The organism is Mesorhizobium sp. M7A.F.Ca.US.011.01.1.1, from assembly GCF_003998295.1.
Classification (GTDB): domain Bacteria; phylum Pseudomonadota; class Alphaproteobacteria; order Rhizobiales; family Rhizobiaceae; genus Mesorhizobium.
Map to the genome: position 1 here is coordinate 223785 of NZ_RZRT01000002.1, position 17153 is coordinate 240937.

The 17153-nt window shown below is 63.7% G+C and carries 15 protein-coding genes; 4 read left to right on the plus strand and 11 right to left on the minus strand.

Features of this window, described 5'->3' with window-relative positions; genetic code table 11:
• Positions 1-108: 108 nt before the first annotated feature.
• Both EOA13_RS03640 and EOA13_RS03645 read right to left on the minus strand, forming a co-directional pair.
• Entirely contained in the window at positions 109-2727 is a 2619-nt protein-coding gene (locus EOA13_RS03640; protein ID WP_127289784.1) for a caspase family protein, read from the minus strand.
• A 91-nt stretch (positions 2728-2818) separates the two neighbouring features.
• Positions 2819-3388 carry an NADPH-dependent FMN reductase gene (locus EOA13_RS03645; protein WP_127289786.1) on the minus strand — a complete coding sequence of 190 codons (570 nt, stop codon included), beginning with the start codon at positions 3386-3388 and terminating at the stop codon, positions 2819-2821.
• Positions 3389-3599: 211 nt separating this feature from the next.
• Between EOA13_RS03645 and EOA13_RS03650 the strand changes: the two genes are divergently transcribed.
• Positions 3600-4967 carry a cytochrome P450 gene (locus EOA13_RS03650; protein WP_127289788.1) on the plus strand — a complete coding sequence of 456 codons (1368 nt, stop codon included), beginning with the start codon at positions 3600-3602 and terminating at the stop codon, positions 4965-4967.
• A gap of 33 nt (positions 4968-5000) precedes the next feature.
• On the opposite strand, the gene EOA13_RS03655 is transcribed toward EOA13_RS03650, so the two are convergent.
• The 8 genes from EOA13_RS03655 to EOA13_RS03690 form a co-directional block, all read right to left on the minus strand.
• Positions 5001-5978 carry a complex I NDUFA9 subunit family protein gene (locus tag EOA13_RS03655; protein ID WP_127289790.1) on the minus strand — a complete coding sequence of 326 codons (978 nt, stop codon included), beginning with the start codon at positions 5976-5978 and terminating at the stop codon, positions 5001-5003.
• A gap of 93 nt (positions 5979-6071) precedes the next feature.
• The gene (locus EOA13_RS03660; protein WP_127289792.1) at positions 6072-6524 is read right to left on the minus strand and encodes a DoxX family protein; all 453 of its coding nucleotides are present in this window, start codon (positions 6522-6524) and stop codon (positions 6072-6074) included.
• Positions 6525-6720: 196 nt separating this feature from the next.
• On the minus strand, positions 6721-7002 hold the full coding sequence (locus tag EOA13_RS03665; RefSeq protein ID WP_023811506.1) for a hypothetical protein: 282 nt from the start codon (positions 7000-7002) through the stop codon (positions 6721-6723).
• 244 nt (positions 7003-7246) lie between these two features.
• Positions 7247-8248 carry an Ldh family oxidoreductase gene (locus tag EOA13_RS03670; protein ID WP_164779966.1) on the minus strand — a complete coding sequence of 334 codons (1002 nt, stop codon included), beginning with the start codon at positions 8246-8248 and terminating at the stop codon, positions 7247-7249.
• 123 nt (positions 8249-8371) lie between these two features.
• Positions 8372-9181, minus strand: coding sequence for an ABC transporter permease (locus EOA13_RS03675; RefSeq protein ID WP_027039831.1), 810 nt, complete (start codon positions 9179-9181; stop codon positions 8372-8374).
• The gene (locus EOA13_RS03680; protein WP_206535260.1) at positions 9181-9894 is read right to left on the minus strand and encodes an ABC transporter permease subunit; all 714 of its coding nucleotides are present in this window, start codon (positions 9892-9894) and stop codon (positions 9181-9183) included. The genes EOA13_RS03675 and EOA13_RS03680 overlap by 1 nt, the downstream gene beginning before the upstream one ends.
• A 153-nt stretch (positions 9895-10047) precedes the next feature.
• Positions 10048-10848, minus strand: coding sequence for a transporter substrate-binding domain-containing protein (locus EOA13_RS03685; protein WP_023811511.1), 801 nt, complete (start codon positions 10846-10848; stop codon positions 10048-10050).
• Positions 10849-10902: 54 nt separating this feature from the next.
• Positions 10903-11718, minus strand: coding sequence for an ABC transporter ATP-binding protein (locus EOA13_RS03690; protein ID WP_127290112.1), 816 nt, complete (start codon positions 11716-11718; stop codon positions 10903-10905).
• Between the two features lie 244 nt (positions 11719-11962).
• Between EOA13_RS03690 and EOA13_RS03695 the strand changes: the two genes are divergently transcribed.
• The 3 genes from EOA13_RS03695 (at position 11963) to EOA13_RS03705 (ending at position 15303) form a co-directional block, all read left to right on the plus strand.
• Entirely contained in the window at positions 11963-12811 is an 849-nt protein-coding gene (locus EOA13_RS03695) for an arginine deiminase family protein (protein ID WP_127289796.1), read from the plus strand.
• A complete protein-coding gene (locus EOA13_RS03700; RefSeq protein WP_127289798.1) occupies positions 12808-14409 on the plus strand; it encodes a 5-guanidino-2-oxopentanoate decarboxylase in 1602 nt (533 codons plus the stop codon). The genes EOA13_RS03695 and EOA13_RS03700 overlap by 4 nt, the downstream gene beginning before the upstream one ends.
• Before the next feature lie 186 nt (positions 14410-14595).
• On the plus strand, positions 14596-15303 hold the full coding sequence (locus EOA13_RS03705; protein WP_127289800.1) for an SDR family NAD(P)-dependent oxidoreductase: 708 nt from the start codon (positions 14596-14598) through the stop codon (positions 15301-15303).
• A gap of 114 nt (positions 15304-15417) precedes the next feature.
• Here EOA13_RS03705 and rpsA read toward each other — a convergent pair whose 3' ends face one another.
• Positions 15418-17115, minus strand: a complete 1698-nt coding sequence (gene rpsA / locus EOA13_RS03710) for a 30S ribosomal protein S1 (RefSeq protein WP_127289802.1) — start codon at positions 17113-17115, stop codon at positions 15418-15420.
• Between the last annotated feature and the right edge of the window lie 38 nt (positions 17116-17153).

Genomic DNA, 17153 nt, shown 5'->3' on the forward strand with positions numbered 1-17153 from the left:
CGCGCCTCTGATATGCACTAGATATAGGCGCAAAAGGCGGTTTTTCCAAGGTTTGCAGGCATTTCACGGGGAATGAGCCGGCTGTCCATGACAGCCTCCCGTCAGGCCCTATTTCACTTTGGCCAGCCGGTCCCTGAGAAACTTGATCATGAACTTATATCGCGGCGCCAGCCGCCCGCTGCGGTCGAGCTCCAGCGTCATGTCCAGCGCCTGCGAAAGCACGGCCTTGGGGTTCTTGGCGACCTGAGCGTAGTCGATCATGGCCACCACCAGGTCGCGCTGCCAGGTGGCGTTGTTTGGGTCGGACTGGGCGAGCTGCTGGCGGATGTCGAGACTGTCCTGGAAAGCCTGCCGCGCGCCTTTGACGTCGCGCTGCTTGGCCTTGAGCATACCGATCTCGGACAGAGTGATCGACAGGTCGCGTTGCCAGTCGGCATTGGCAGGGTCGAGCTTGGCCAGCCGGTCGGCGATAGCGAAACTGTCTGTATAGGCGTTGAGCGCTCCAGCGCGGTCGCCCTGTATCGCCAGAATGCCGGCGACCTTCTCCAGGCTGACCGAAAGGTCGCGTTGCCAGTCGGTGTTGGCGGGGTCACTGGCCGCCAGCATGCGGGCTATCGAGAGGGCTTGCCTGTAGGCGGCGAGGGCTGCCGGCCAGTCCTCCTGGTCGCCCAGCGCATTGCCGATTTTTGCGTTGCCGACAGACAAGTCGCGCTTCAGCTCACTGTTGTCGGGGTCGCGGCCCACCAGCCGCTCGACGATCGCATGGCCCGCTTTATAGGACGCGAGTGCGCCCGCCGCATCGCCGCGCTCGCGCTTGAGGTCGCCGATCGTATCATGGCTGACGGAGACATCGCGTTGCCGTTCGGCATCCTGCGGCTTCCTTTCGGCCAATGCCAATCGGATCTTCAGGCTCTCCTCGTAGGCCACCTGGGCGTTGTCCAACTGGCCGGCGGTACGCGCCAGTGCACCGATCTCGTCATAGCTGATGGTCAGGTCGCGCTGCAGTTCGGCGCGCTCCGGTTCGTTGTCGGCAAGCTGCTTCTTGACCGACAGGCCCTCCTGGTAGATTTGCGAGGCCCCAGCCAGATCGCCTTGCGTCACAAGCACATTGCCGATTTTGTCGTCGGCCATGGCGAAGTCACCGAACCATGACAGCCGATCGGGTTCGGCAGCGGTCAAATCCTTGAGCATGGTTCTGGCGGTCCGATAGCTTTCCAGCGCTTCCGGCACGTCTCCTTGCGCCAGCCTGATGTTGCCGAGCTTGATGTGGCTGACGGCAAAATCGCGCTTGACGCTCGGGTCGGTTTCCCGGGCCGAACGCAGCTCGAGATTGGATACCAGCGCTGCAAAGGCGCGGCCTGCCGCATCGGTGTTGCCGACAAGGGTGTAGAGCTTGCCGAGTTCGTCCAGCGTGCGGATCTGGCGGTCGGCGTGGTCCAGGGTCAGATCGGTCTGCCCGGCTTCGCCGTAAAGGGCCAGGACCGATTCATAATCCTTGATGGCCGTGGCGTAGTCGAGGTCGGCGCGCGCCGCACCGCCGGACAGGAAACGCGTCGCCGCCTCGGACAGCGTGCGGCCGACGAAATTGGCCTTCAAGGCGTTGCGCGAAACATTGTCGATGTCGGCGGCCTTTGCGAGGATGGCGCGAGCCCCATCGAAGGCGCCGAGCGAAAGCTGCTCCTCGGCCTGCCGGCGCAATTCCGTCACCTGCGGATCATCGGAGGCCAGCGTCCTCATTTCGCCGCGCACTTTGACGAAAGCGTCGGCTGCCTCTCGCAGCCTGGCATTCAGGCTGTCCGCCGAAAGGTGGCTGGCGTCGGAGCTGATCAGCACGCCGTAGAGAGGCGCCAGCGGCATGTCGGCATCGCTGGCAACCTGCTCGACCTCACCGCGCATTTCCGGCGTTACGTCGGCCATGGCAAGCAGCAGGCGCTCGCGCTCCGGCAATTGTTCCTTGGCGGCCGCGGCAAAGAACAGCTTCGGCAGGCCGCTCTCGACGTAAGGCAGCTGTTTGCCTCGCGACAAATCGTAGACCTCCTGCTGCACCAGCGTCAGCACCGAGCGGATTTCGAGCCCGCTGGTGCCGAGATATTTGGTCAGCGCCATGGTGAATGGCGAGTTCTGGCCGGTTCCGTCGGCCGCCGTCTCGCCGGGTGCTGCCGAGAAAGCGAACAGGATGTTTTCGGCGCGGCCAGTCCGGCCGAGACCCGGCCGGACTTTTCCCGCGACATCCTTTGCCAGCGACGTCGCGCCGCGCCCTTCACCGCTGCTTCCCGAAAAAGGATCGCTCCGGCAGGCGTCGAGCATGATCAGGCCGACCTTGGCGGTGGCGGCCACGGTCTTGCGCACCTCCTCCAGAGGCAAGCTGGTCTTCTCCAGCGCATCGAGCGAAGAGGGGTCGGCATCGACCGGCAGCAGCCGGTTATCGCCCGAGATTTCCACGCCGTGGCCGGAGAAATAGACCAGCGCCACGTCGGCGCCTTTGGCATCCTGGCGAAAATCGTCGAGCGCGCGGCGCATTCGCCGCAAATCGCGATTGGTTTCGAGGACGACCTCGAAGCCGAGCTTCTTCAGCGCCGCGCCCATCGCCTCGCCGTCATGGACCGGATTGGCAAGCGGCCGGATCAGGCGGTAGTCGTCAGCGGCGATAACCAGTGCCACGCGTCGCTCAGCCGCCGCGGCGGCGGTGCTCGTGAGCATCAGCAGCAAGGCAAAAAGCAAGCGCAAGTCGAACCGCCCCCCGGCTTGTCCATTTGCGCGAACATTCCACCTCTTTATGGCATGAGCAAGCCGGGCTTTTTGCGGAAGACCAGCGTCTTCAGGCAGCCCGCATCGGCTTCAAAGCCTGGCTCCAGCGCAACAGCTCGTCGAGCATGGTTTTGGCTCCGCCCTGCACCTGTTCGCCGGCGTTGAAAGCGCCATTTTCGTCGAGCAGTTTCTGGTACATCGGCAGCGCGACGCCTTCCGAGATCGGCATGACGCCCACCGAGGTCAGCAGCGGCTTCAGCGCTTGCGCCGCACGCAGGCCGCCGGACACGCCGCCATAGCTGAAAATGGCGGCAGGCTTGTACTTCCATTCGCGCGAGAGATAGTCGATCGCGTTGACGATCGCCGGCGCCACGAAATAATTGTATTCCGGCGCCACGAAGACGAAGGCATCGGCGGCATCGATCGCTTTCGACCAGGCCTTGGTATGGTCGTTCTGGTAATTGCCGAGTCTTGGATGGTGCGGTTCGTCCAGCACCGGAAGCTTGAACGTGTCGATGTCGGTCAGTACCGGCTCGAATTTTCCATGCTCGCGCGCGAACGTCTCCAGCCACTCGGCAAAAACCGGTCCGGCGCGGCCAGGTCGCGTGCTGCCGATGATGATGTTCAACTGGTGCTTCAAGGCGGCCCCCTTTTCGTTGGCGGTATCTGTTGGTGACCCTGACCTATGGCAGAGCACGGCCGCGGACAAGGCGGCACCGCCAGGAGGCGGTCACAATCGGCTGAACGGATCGCCTGCCGTGACGCCGCGGGCCGCATATTTGCGCCTGCCGCTCGGTCACATGGACGCCCGCCTTGCCAGCCACTACATTGGGGTATCAGCGGAGCAGCCCATGGACATCCAGCCCGCCCCCTTCATTCCCCCGGCGCCGAAGCCGCGCACGACGCCGCCCTCGACGCTGGAGATGATCCGCATCGTCTACCGCAACCCGCTCGAATTGTGGGGTGAACACACCTACAACGAGCCTTGGATCTCGGCCAATGGCGTTGGCGGACATCTGATCGTCGCCAATGATCCCGGCCTGATCCGCCACGTGCTGGTCGACAACGCCAGGAACTACAAGATGGCGACGGTGCGCCAGAAGATCCTGCGGCCGATCCTGCGCGACGGGCTGCTCACCGCCGAGGGTGAGGTCTGGAAGCGGTCGCGCAAGGCGATGGCGCCGGTGTTCACGCCGCGCCACATTTTCGGCTTCGCCCAGCCGATGCTGAGGCGCACGCAGGACTTCGTCACCCGTTACGAAAACGGCGGCACGTCAGACATCGCCCATGACATGACGCTGCTCACTTACGACATCCTGGCCGAGACGCTGTTTTCCGGCGAGATCGCTGGAGAGCCCGGCAGTTTCGCCAACGAGATCGACCGCCTGTTCGAGACCATGGGACGCGTCGACCCGCTCGATCTGTTGCGCGCGCCCGACTGGCTGCCGAGGCTGACCCGCATTCGTGGCCGCAAGACCATGGCCTATTTCCGCAAGATCGTCACCAACACGGTCAAGATGCGCGAAGGGAAATTCAAGCGCGATCCAGATGCCGTGCCGCAGGATTTCCTGACGCTGTTGCTCAAGGCCGAGGGGCCCGACGGACTGACGCGGGCCGAGGTCGAGGACAACATCATCACCTTCATCGGCGCCGGCCATGAGACGACCGCACGGGCTTTGGGCTGGACGCTGTATTGTCTGGCGGAATCACCGTGGGAGCGCAACCGGGTCGAGCAGGAGATCGACCAGGTGCTGGCGCGCGAGCCCGATCCGACGAAGTGGCTCGATGCCATGCCGTTCACCCGCGCCGCCTTCGACGAGGCGCTCCGGCTCTATCCGCCGGCGCCGTCGATCAACCGCGAGCCGATCGAACCGGAAATGTGGAAGGATCTTTATATTCCAGAGCATGCCGCCGTGCTGGTGATGCCATGGGTCGTGCATCGCCACAGGAAACTGTGGGACCGGCCGGATGCCTTCCTGCCGGAGCGCTTCCACCCCGGAAATCGCGAAAAGATCGACCGCTTCCAGTATCTGCCGTTTGGCGCAGGCCCGCGCGTCTGCATCGGCGCCAGCTTCGCCATGCAGGAGGCGATCATCGCGCTGGCGATCATGCTGTCGCGCTTCCGCTTCGACACCACCGCCGAAACCAAGCCCTGGCCGGTGCAGAAACTCACCACGCAGCCGCAAGGCGGCCTGCCAATGCGGGTCACGCCGCGATAGGCCTGAGACACAGCTTCAGACGGTTGTGATAAATCAAGCTGCAGGCTTGCGCTGCTGGAACTGGCCGGCGGCGCGGTAGCGCCAGAGATAGCTGGGCAGGATCGTCGCGATCGATTGCGGCTGGATGCCGAGCCCTGCAAGCGTCCTGTTGGTCTTGTTGGCGGCGTCCGAAACGATGTTGTGCTCGCGCAACTGCATCACCTGGTCCTTGGTCAGCAGCGGATTGGGCAACAGGCCGAGGATCGAGGCCTGGATGTTGGCCACCCACCACGGAACCGGCACCAGCAGCCGCTTGCGCTCGATCACGTCGAGCAGCTCTTCCATGCACTGCTTGAAGGTGAGCACTTTCGGTCCGCCGAGTTCATAGATCTGGCCGCCATCCACCTTGCCGTCGACCGAGCGCGCCACCGCTTCGGCCACGTCGCCGACATAGACCGGCTGGAACTTGGTCTGGCCGCCGCCGATCAGCGGCAGCACCGGCGAATAGCGCGCCATGTTGGCGAAGCGGTTGAAGAAGCTGTCCTCAGGGCCGAAATTGATAGACGGCCGGAAGATCACGGCGTCTTTGATCGTCTCCAGCACAGCCTTTTCGCCAAGCGCCTTGGTTCGCGCGTAGTCTGATTCGGAGTCCAGATCGGCGCCAAGCGCAGAAATGTGGGTCAGGCCGGCGCCGACCGAGCGCGCGGCCTCGGCCACTGCGCGGGCGCCGAACTCATGCACGGCGGAGAATTTCTGCCGGCCGCTCTCATGCAGGATGGCGACCAGATTGACGACATGGTCGGCGCCTTGCACGGCGCGGTCTACCGACCAGCGCACGCGCACATTGGCCTGCACCGGCTGGATCTGGCCGACATTGCCGAGCGGCTGCAGATGGCCGGCGAGATCGGGCCGCCGGCAGGCGACCCGGATGCGATAGCCGCGCTTGGCCAACGCGCGCACGACATGGCGCCCGACAAAGCCTGACCCGCCAAAGACGACGACGAGCTTTGGGGTCTGCAGGATTTCGGTCATGGCTGGCTCCGGCGCTCGCAAGCTTGGCTGAAGCCGTTTCATAATCCGTTTCGTGCCAAAGGCAAAGGGCGACGCGTCGTCGCTATCAGCCTGTCAGAACGCTTTGCCGATACGGGCGTCGACCGAATGGCGGTTGCCGCCGCGAATGACGAAGAAGAGCAGGATCGCCGCCCACAGCAGCGACTTTTCCGCGCCCGAATAACCTTGGCCCATGGTGACCCAGTGGAACCAGACCGTGACCAGCAGCACGAACAGGCCGGCAAAGGCGGCCGGCCGCGTCAAAAACCCGATGGCGATGAAGATGCCACCGAAGAATTCAGTGCAGGCCAGAAGCAACGACCACAACGCGCCCGGATAGAAGCCGAGACCCTCGACCATCTCGGCGGCGCCGAAGGGATTGGTGATCTTCTGCGAACCGTGGATGGCGAGAAACCCACCGGCGACGACGCGAAGAACGGTTTCGGCACCATCGTGCAGAGCCGCGTAAAACCTGCCAAGGGCCGGAATGATAAGGGCGTTGCGGGGATTGTCCGTGCTTGCCGACATTGTAGCTCCTCTGTTTTGCTTGATCAGCGCAAACGGCCGATCAGGTCGGACGAAGTCAAATAAACAAAAGTTGACCAAACTACGAATGTTTTACCATTGCGCGATCAAAACGCAGAAAACCCCGCAGAAGCGGGGTTTTCCGGGCGACGTCCATGCGAAGTCAGGGGCCGACGGAGCGGCCTGACCTGAGACGGTATCAGGAGGGCGTGAAGCAAGTACGCCCACCCCAGCCCTGAACATCCGACATGGTGCCACCAACCTTCTTGCAGGCGGCGACGAAATCGGCGCTGCAATTGGCGAATTTTGCATGGCCGTTCTTGCAGTAGTGATCTTCGGTGGCCCCGCCGCTCGGGGCAGTGATGACACCCGGGCTGGACGGCTTGGCCGGCGCGGCCTTCAGGGTGGCTGCCTGTGTGGCACCCATGAACGAGCCGAGCAGAAGGACGGCGGTCAGCATGGTGATCTTGGTGTTGGTCATGACAATTTCCTTTTGATTTGGGTTGAGTTTTCCGAGGCGCGAAGGACCGGCCTTCGCGTGATGCAGGCTTTCGATTTCGGTTTGCTGCTTCCCCCGGGTGTGGATCGGGCAAGCTCGCCTTGCCCTGGACAAAGCTGTGTCGCAGCAAGGCGCGGAAAGGTTCAGCGGCGCGCAAAGAAAATCGCACCGCCCCGCGTCTCAGGCGGGCAGATTCCAGATATCTGTCTGATAACTAATGGATTATTCAGGAAGAATAGCGCGCCGCGAATTCGGAAATGCGCTGCACCACCGCCTTGGATGCGGTGATGCCCCGCGCTTGCGCCTTCTCGGCGGCCTCTGCGCGGGCACGACCGGGCACATGCACGCCGAAGCGCCGCCGCAGCCGGTCGAGCTGGTCCTTCATCCGCTGCTCGAAATCCGGGTCGAGAAGCTTGGGCTCGATGGCAAGCACGAACAGGCCGGTGCCGGGACTGTCCGGTCCGCCGCTGAACCATGGCGCGTCGAGCGACCAGTTGGCGCCCGACAGGCCCGCCGCCAGCACCTCGACCATCAACGCGATGTTGGCGCCGCGCTGGCCGCCGAAGGCAAGCATGGCGCCTTTCATGGCGGCAGCCGGGTCAGTGGTCGGGTTGCCGCTGGCGTCCAGCGCCCAGCCTTCGGGGATTGTCTTGCCCTCCTCGGCCGCTTTGCGGATGTTGACGAAAGCGGTGGCGCTCGACGACTGGTCGATGACCAGCGGCGCGCCGTCGGCGGCGGGTGCGGCAAACGACATCGGGTTGGTGCAATAGACCGGCTTGACCGAGCCCGAGCCGGCAAGCACGGCCGGGCCGTTGGTGGCTGCGAACGAGACCAGCCCGAGTGCTGCCAGCCTTCCGGTGAAGTAGCCGAGCGCGCCGCATGTATAAGCGTTTTTCTGCGAGAAGATGGCGACGCCGAACAGCTTTGCCGCCTTGGCGAGGTCGTCGATGGTGCGGTCGAAGCCGGTATGCGCCAGCCCGCCGCGCGCGTCGGAGAGGTAGACCGCAAGCGCCGGCCGGGTGATCACCGGGTCGGCATTGCCGTCGATGCGTCCGGCTTCCAGCGCCTCGAGATAGTCGATGAAATGCGACAGACCGACCGAGGAAAGCCCTTCGGCCTCGGCTGATATGATCGAAGCAGCGAGCGATTGTGCCGCTTCCTCATTGGCGCCGGCGCCAAGTGCCGCCATCCGGCACAGTCCTTTTGCCTGGTCGAGACTGAGTTGCATCATGGCCGTCCTAGGGGAGTAAGGGAATAGGGGAGTACGGGACAGTGAGCAGTGAATAGCGAATGGGGATGGAAATGTGAATGTGGATAGTAGCCGGATACTCCCCTACTCCCCTACTCCCCTCTAACCAATCTTGTTGGGGATCCGCGCCTCGATCCTGCTGAACGCAAACACCAGAATGCCGGTGATCGTCATGTAGATCAGCGCCAGCAGCAGCAAGGGTTCATAGGTGAGATAGGTGTCCTGCCGCACCTTGGACGAAACGGCGAAGATGTCGATGACGCTGATCGTCGCCACCAGCGGCGTCGACTTCAATTGCAGCACGGTCTCGCCGGTCAACGTCGGCAGCGCCCGGTAGATGGCTTGTGGCAGCCAGATGCGCCGGAACGCCTTCCAGCGGCTCATGCCGAAGGCGCGGGCAGCCTCCAGTTGCCCCTTGGGCACGCCGGCAAAGGCGCCGCGCATCACCTCGCCCTCATAGCCGGCGAACGACAAGGTCAGTGCCAGCACGCCATAGGGCCAGGCTTGCCGCAGATATGGCCACATCCAGGATTCGCGGATCCACGGATATTGCGGGAACAGCGAACCCAGGCCGTAATAGAGCAGCCAGAGTTGGATCAGCAGCGGCGTGCCCCGGATCACCGTGCAGAACACCTTGGCAGGCGCGGCGAACCAGAATGAGCCGGCGGCTTGCGCCAACCCTAACGGCACGGCCAGCAGGAAGCCCAGGACGCAGGTGACGGCCAGGATCCACAGCGACCGCCAGATGCCGATCAAGCCCATTTCATAATATTGCGGCAGCCAGTCCCAGCGCATGAAAAAGGCGGCCGACAGAACCAGGCCGAGTGCGATCAGGATCAGCACGATGCGGTGCGGCTGCAGCCACAGCGACGTTCGCGCGACGACATTGATGATGGCGGCCTCGTTGGCCATCAGCGCGCCTCCTTGAGCGAAGGCATGCCGCGCCGCGACCAGGTCTCGACCCGGCCGATGATGAGATTGGAGACCAGCGACAGCAGCAAATAGAGCACGCCCGCCGCGAAAAAGAAGGTGAAATAGGCTTTGGTGACGCCCGCCGCTTGCCGCGTCGCCAGCGCCAGTTCGTAGAAACCGACGACCGCCAGAAGTGCTGTGTCCTTGGTGGCGATCAGCCAGAGATTGGCGAGGCCCGGTATGGCGAAGGGCAGCATTGCCGGGAGGGTGATCCGCCGCAGCAGCAGGCCGGGAGACATTCCATAGGCGCGCGCGGCTTCGATCTGGCCCTGCGGAATGGCCAGGATCGCGCCCCGTATCACTTCGGTCGAGTAGGCGCCCTGGACAAAGCCGAGCACGGCGATGCCCGCGGCAAGGCCGCTGATGTCGACACGCTGATAACCCATTGCCGTCAGCGCCTGGTTGATCAGGTCGGTCCCGGCATAATAAAGCAGCAGAATCAGCACCAGTTCGGGCACGGCGCGCACGATGGTGGTGTAGACCGCCAGCAGATCGCGCACCACCGGGCCGCCATAGAGCTTGCCATAGGCGCCGCCGGTGCCGATCAGAAGACCGAGGCAGGTGGCGCCCAGCGCGATCTCGATCGAATGGAGCAGCCCAACCAAAAGAGCCCCGCCCCAGCCTGGCGGGTAGGGCGAGAGAAGCTCGGTGATGCCGGCCGCGGAGGCCGAAAGAAGTGCGTCGATCAGCGTCGCCCCCGAAGTGCTGGCCAACCGCCGACGGCTGCGTCGGCGGCAAACATGCCTGGGAAAGATCGAGCAGGGGGCATGGCGCTGGCGCCATGCCCCCTGCTCATACGAGGATCGTCAGTTCGACTGTGCGCCGCCACCGCCGTAAATGTCGAAATCGAAGTATTTCTTCGAGATCTCGTCATATTTGCCGTTGGCGCGGATCGCCTTGATGCCGGCGTTGATTTTGCCCTTCAGTTCGGTGTCTTCCTTGCGCACGCCGGCGCCGACGCCCGGTCCGAGCACTTCGTCGTCCGGAGCGACCATCCCCTTCAAGTCGCAGCAGGCCTTGCCCTGGTCGGATTTCAGGAACTCGCCAAGCGCGATAGAATCGGCCTGAACCGCATCGAGGCGGCCGGCGGCAAGATCGTTGTTGGCTTCGTCCTGGGTCTGGTATTCCTTGATCTCGGAGGCTGTGCTGCCAAAATGCTTCTTGGCGTAGACAGCGTGCACCGTCGAAACCTGCACGCCGACGATCTTGCCCTTGAGGTCGTCCGGGGCGGAGCCGAATTTCTGGTCCTTGGGGCCGATGATCGCGGTCGGCGTGTTATAGTACTTGTCCGAGAAATCGATCGTCTTCGCGCGTTCGGCGGTGATCGACATCGAGGAGACGATGAGGTCGATCTTCTTGGTCGTCAGTGCCGGGATGATGCCGTCCCAGGCGACCGGGGTAATGACGCAATCGAGCTTCTCCTCGGCGCAGACGGCGTCGATGAAGTCGATCTCCCAACCAACCCACTTGCCCGAAGCATCGGGCGAGGTGAAGGGCGGATAAGGCTCGGCGGCGACGCCGATCTTGACCGGATCGGCCTTGGCCACGCCCATGGCGGCGACGCCGAGCAGCAGCGCTGCGGCGAATGTTTTCAGAACAGTCTTCATGTCACGACTCCCAGTTTGTTGTTGGTTCCCGGTTTTCTTCCGTCCCGGCCTGTCCTAGCCGATGTTGCGGATGAACTGCTTCAGCCTTTCGGATTTCGGCGCGCCGAAGATCTGCTCGGGCGGGCCCTCTTCCTCGACCAATCCATTGTAGAGGTAGACGACATGGGTCGCGACCTCGCGGGCGAACTTCATCTCGTGGGTGACCAGCACCATCGTGCGGCCCTCGCGCGCCAGGTCGCCGATCACCTTCAGCACCTCACCGACCAGCTCGGGATCGAGCGCCGAGGTCGGTTCGTCAAACAGCATGACGCGCGGATTGATGGCCAGCGCCCGGGCGATCGCCGCGCGCTGCTGCTGGCCGCCCGACAGATAGGCCGGATAGACATCGCGCTTTTCGGCCAGACCGACGCGGGCGAGCAGCTTTTCGGCCTCGTCGATCGCCACATCGCGCTTGATGCCAAGCACATGTACGGGAACCTCGATGACGTTTTCGATCAGCGTCATGTGGCTCCAAAGGTTGAAGTTCTGGAACACCATGCCAAGCTTGGAGCGGATGCGTTCGATCTGCTTGCGGTCGGCCGGAACCGTGTGCCCATGGCTGTCGGCCTTGAGCTTGATCTCCTCGCCATTGACGCGAATGATGCCGCTGGTCGGGTTTTCCAGGCAGTTGATGCAGCGCAGCAGGGTCGATTTGCCCGAGCCCGAGCCGCCGATTATGGCGATGACCTCGCCGTCGCGCGCCGACAGCGAGACGCCCTTCAGCACATGCAGCTCACCGAATCTCTTGTGCAGGTTCTCGACATGGATGGCTTCGGCGGCGCCGTCCTGCGCCGTATGTTTCAATGCGGGTGCGGCGCTTTGCGCTGTCATCCCGGATGCGGCGCTTATGGCCGTCATTCCTTCCACGCTCCGCGGAGCGTTCGAGCTCGTCGCTGCTGGTATCTTTTACCCATTACCCGTCACTGGACAGAGTTCCCATGCTCAGGATGGACCGTTCCGCTTGCCTCCGTCAACCATGGTTTTTGGACTATTGATCACAGCTTGCTGTAGTGGTTAGTGGCGTCAACCGACGTTCAGGGAGAATTTAGTGGGCAAATCATACGGGTCGCAGTCCATGGCCGGACCCCTGAAACGCGTGTTGATGCGGTCCGCCACGAGCGCCATGCGTCATGCCAGGGCACAGGAATGGCACTATGGTCCGGGGTTCGATCCGCAGAAGGCCGCGGCCCAGCATGAGCAGTTGACCAGCATGGTCGCGGCTTCCGGCGCCGAGATCGAATGGCTGACGGACGCCGATGACGGGCTGGCCGATTCCGTCTTCACCCATGATCCGTCGCTGATGACCGATCATGGCGCGATTATCCTTTCGATGGGCAAGGCGCTGCGCCGGGCCGAACCCGGTCTGCACGAGACAGCTTACAAGCGCATGGGGATACCCATTCTCGGTCGGATCGACGATCCGGGGCAGGTGGAAGGCGGCGACTGCGTCTGGGTCGATGCAACGACGCTGGCCGTCGGTCGTGGCGTACGCACCAATCAGGACGGCATCCAGCAGCTTTCGAACCTGCTCTCGCCCAAGGGCATTTCGGTCTTCGGTTTCGACCTGCCGCTCTGGCACGGCGAGGAAGCCTGCCTGCATCTGATGTCGGTGATCAGCCCGCTCGCCGACGATCTGGCGCTGGTCTATGCGCCCTTGCTGCCGGCCGCCTTCTACCAGATGCTGCGGGCGCGCGGCATCAAGCTGGTGGAGGGCGATGCCGACGAGTTCTTCGCCTCCAGCGGGCTCAGTCTCAATGTGCTGCCGACCGCGCCGCGCCAGATCATTGCCGTTGCCGGCTTTCCCAGGACGGCGGCCGCCATGGAAGCGGCTGGCTGCACGGTCGCCACCTTCGATGCGGATGCGCTCTGCATCGCCTGCGAGGGCGGTCCGACCTGCCTGACGCGCCCGGTGCTGCGCCAATGACCGCCACTGGGACCACCACTGGGACGACTGTCGGCGAGGCGTTGATTTCGCTGCTTGAAGCGCATGGCGTCGACACGGTGTTCGGCATTCCGGGCGTGCATACGGTCGAAATCTACCGCGGGCTGGCGCGCTCGAAGATCCGCCACGTCACGCCGCGCCACGAACAAGGCGCCGGCTTCATGGCCGACGGCTACGCACGCGCCAGCGGCAGGCCGGGCGTCGCCTTCGTCATCACCGGACCGGGGCTGACCAACACCATCACCGCCATGGGGCAGGCACGCGCCGATTCGGTACCGATGCTGGTCATCTCAGGCGTCAACGCCACGCCGACGCTGGGCAAGGGGCTGGGCCATCTGCACGAACTGCCGGATCAGCGCGGCATGATGGAGAAGGTGGCGCTGTTTTCGCAGCGCGTCACCGAGGCCGGCGAATTGCCCGCTGCTCTGGCGCAGGCCTTCGCCCTGTTTTCATCGGCGCGGCCCGGCCCGGTGCATATCGAGATCCCGACCGACGTCATGGTCAAGTCGGCGGATGGCATAGTTGCCATGCTGAGCAATGTGACGGCACCCGCGCCAGAAGGTGTTGCAATTGCCAGCGCCGCCAAACTCATCACGGCCGCGCGCCGTCCGTTGATCCTGGTCGGCGGCGGCGCCAAACGCGCCGGAGCGCCACTGCGGCGTCTGGCCGAGCGGCTGGGAGCACCGGTCGTGCAGACCACCAATGCGCGCGGCCTGCTGCATGGTCATCCGCTCTGCGTCCCGGCCAGTCCCAGCCTGAAGGCGGTGCGGGCGCTGATGGCCGATGCCGACCTGGTCATTGCCGCCGGCACCGAATTCGGCCCGACCGACTATGACGGCTACAGCGATGGCGGCTTCGTCCTGCCCGCCAACCTGATCCGCATCGATATCGGCGCGGACCAGCTTTCCCGCCGCCCGGCGACCGTTTCGATCCAGGCCGATTGCGCAGAAGCGCTCGATGCGCTGCTCCTGGAGATCAGCCATCTCCCGGCGAGTGAGGGCGGTTCGTCGCGCGCCGCCGCCGCGCGGGAAGCCGCCTTTGCCGAACTCAACCCAACACTGCAGGCACAGGTACGCGCCGTCGAGATGATCCGTGACGCGTTGCCGGGCGCGCTCATCGTCGGCGATTCGACACAGCCGATCTATGCCGCCAACCTCTATTACGACCATGATCGGCCTGGTGGCTGGTTCAATGCCGCCACCGGCTTCGGTGCGCTCGGCTATGGCCCGCCGGCGGCGATTGGCGCCGCCCTCGCCCTGCCCGAGGCGCCGGTCGTCTGCCTGACAGGCGACGGCGGCTTCCAGTTCACGCTGCCGGAGCTGGGCGCGGCGCTCGATGCCCGGGCGCCGGTCATCTTCGTCGTCTGGAACAATCGCGGCTATCGCGAGATCGAAACCTCGATGCTCGATGTCGGGGTCGAGCCGGTCGGTGTGTCGCCGGCGCCGCCGGATTTCTGCAAGCTGGCCGAGGCCTATGGCATCGGCGCCGAACGGCTTGCCGACATCGACGCTCTGCCGGACGCGCTGAAACGCGCCCGGGCCACCGGACTGCCGCGCGTCATCGAAGTCACGGTTGACTGAACATCGGTGGCGCGTGGTACCCGTCTCGCCGGGCATGAACCACGGCCGACCGGTGGGCGGACGCATGCAAAGACGCGACAACTGCCATGTCGAGATGTCAATTGAGTGATGACGCAAAAGGCGCGACGCTTCGCGTCGGCGGCACAGAAACGACCTAACGATAAAAAAATGACAGGAGCGTCCAAGATGACGGAAACACTTGAAGGCAAGCATATCGTCGTGACCGGTGGGACCGGTGCGCTCGGCGGTGCGGTTGTCGGCAAACTGCTGAGTGACGGCGCGATCTGCCATGTGCCCAACGCTCACGCTGCCGCCCCTACGCATTTCCCCTTTACCACGCATGACCGTGTCCAACTGGTGCACAACGTCGATCTCTCGGACCCTGCCAAGGTCGAAGCGTTCTACAGCCAGGTTCCAGGCCTTTGGGGCTCGATCCACCTGGCCGGCGGCTTCACCTCGGCACCTGTGGAAAAGATCGAGTCGGCCTCCTTTGCCGAGATGATGGACACCAATGCGCGCACCGCCTTCCTGTGCTGCCGCGCCGCGGTACGCTCTATGCTCGCATCGGATACCGCGGGCCGTATCGTCAACGTCACGGCGCGCGCCGGGCTCGACCCGCGGCGCGGCGCCGGCATGGTCGCTTACGCCGCCAGCAAGGCGGCGGTGGCAGCCATGACGGTGGCGATGGCCGAAGAGCTGAAGCACAAGGGTATCCTGGTCAATGCCGTGGCGCCGTCGACACTCGATACGCCGGCAAACCGCGCCGATATGCCGGATGCCGATGTCACCAGATGGGTCAGCCTCGAAGCTGCCGCCGAAGCCATCGCCTATCTCGCCTCGCCGGCCAATCAGGCGATGAGTGGTACGCTGGTGCCGCTTTACGGCAGGGCGTAACCTTCCAACCTTTACCTCGGTCAAAGAAAAACCCCGCCAGAGCGATCCGGCGGGGTTTTGTTTTCGAGCCTGTGAAGAACTTCGCTTCGCGAAGGACTTCGCGGTGCGAAGGACTTAGCTGCCCTGCTTCTTCAGCGCGGCACCCAGGATGTCGCCCAGCGAAGCGCCGGAGTCGGTCGAGCCGTACTGAGCGACGGCTTCCTTCTCTTCGGCGATTTCCAGCGCCTTGATCGAGACCTGCAGCTTGCGGGTCTTCTTGTCGAAGGCGATGACGCGGGCATCGACCTTCTGGCCGACGGTGAAGCGCTCGGGGCGCTGCTCGTCGCGGTCACGGCTCAGATCGGAGCGCTTGATGAAGGTTTCGATGCCGCTGTCGACCAGCCGCACTTCCAGACCGCCATCCTTGACGCCGATGACTTCACAGGTGACGACCGCGTTCTTGCGCAGTTCGCCTGAAGTCGTCGCTTCGCCGACCGTATCCTTGGCCAGCTGCTTGATGCCGAGCGAGATGCGCTCCTTGTCGATGTCGACGTCGAGCACCTGCGCCTTGACCATGTCGCCGCGATTGTACTCTTCGATGACCTGCTCGCCCGGACGGGTCCAGTCGAGATCGGAGAGGTGCACCATGCCGTCCACGTCGCCTTCGAGGCCGATGAACAGGCCGAACTCGGTCTTGTTCTTGACCTCGCCCTCGACCTGGCTGCCGACCGGATGGCTAGAGGCAAAAGCCTGCCACGGATTCTCAAGCGTCTGCTTGAGGCCGAGCGAGATGCGGCGCTTGGCCGGATCGACCTCGAGCACCACCACGTCGACTTCCTGGGTCGTCGACAGGATCTTGCCGGGATGCACGTTCTTCTTCGTCCACGACATTTCCGAAACGTGGATGAGACCCTCGATGCCCGGCTCCAGCTCGACGAACGCGCCGTAGTCGGTGATGTTGGTGACGGTACCCTTGATCTTCTTGCCGATCGGGAACTTGGTGCCGATCTCGGACCACGGATCGCTCTCGAGCTGCTTCATGCCGAGCGAGATGCGGTGGGTTTCCTGGTTGATGCGGATGATCTGCACCTTGACCGTCTGACCGATGTTGAGGATTTCGGTCGGATGGTTGACGCGGCGCCATGCCATGTCGGTGACATGCAGCAGGCCGTCGATGCCGCCGAGGTCGACGAACGCACCATAATCGGTGATGTTCTTGACGACGCCTTCGACAACCTGGCCTTCTTCGAGGTTCTGCACGATTTCCGAACGCTGTTCGGCGCGGCTCTCCTCAAGCACGGTACGGCGCGACACCACGATGTTGCCGCGGCGGCGATCCATCTTGAGGATCTCGAAGGGCTGCGGGTTGTGCATCAGCGGGGAGACGTCGCGGATCGGGCGGATATCGACCTGGCTGCGCGGCAGGAAGGCCACGGCGCCGTCGAGGTCGACCGTGAAGCCGCCCTTGACCTGGTTGAAGATGACGCCTTCGACGCGCTCACCCTTGGTGAACTTCTCTTCGAGACGGACCCAGCTCTCTTCGCGGCGGGCCTTTTCACGTGAAAGCATCGCTTCGCCAAGCGCGTTTTCGATGCGCTCGACATAGACTTCGACGGTGTCACCAACCTTGAGGGTGGTGTCCTTGCCCTTGACGCCGAATTCCTTCAGCGGCACGCGGCCTTCGACCTTGAGGCCGACGTCGATGATAGCCATGTCTTTTTCAATGGCGGTGATGATGCCCTTGACGACCTGACCTTCGCCGGAATGGCCGGCGGTAAAAGATTCTTCGAGCAGGCTCGCGAAATCGTCGCGAGTGGGATTTGCAGCTGACATTGTTTCTCCTGGAGTGCCCCGCATCTAGAAGCGGGACG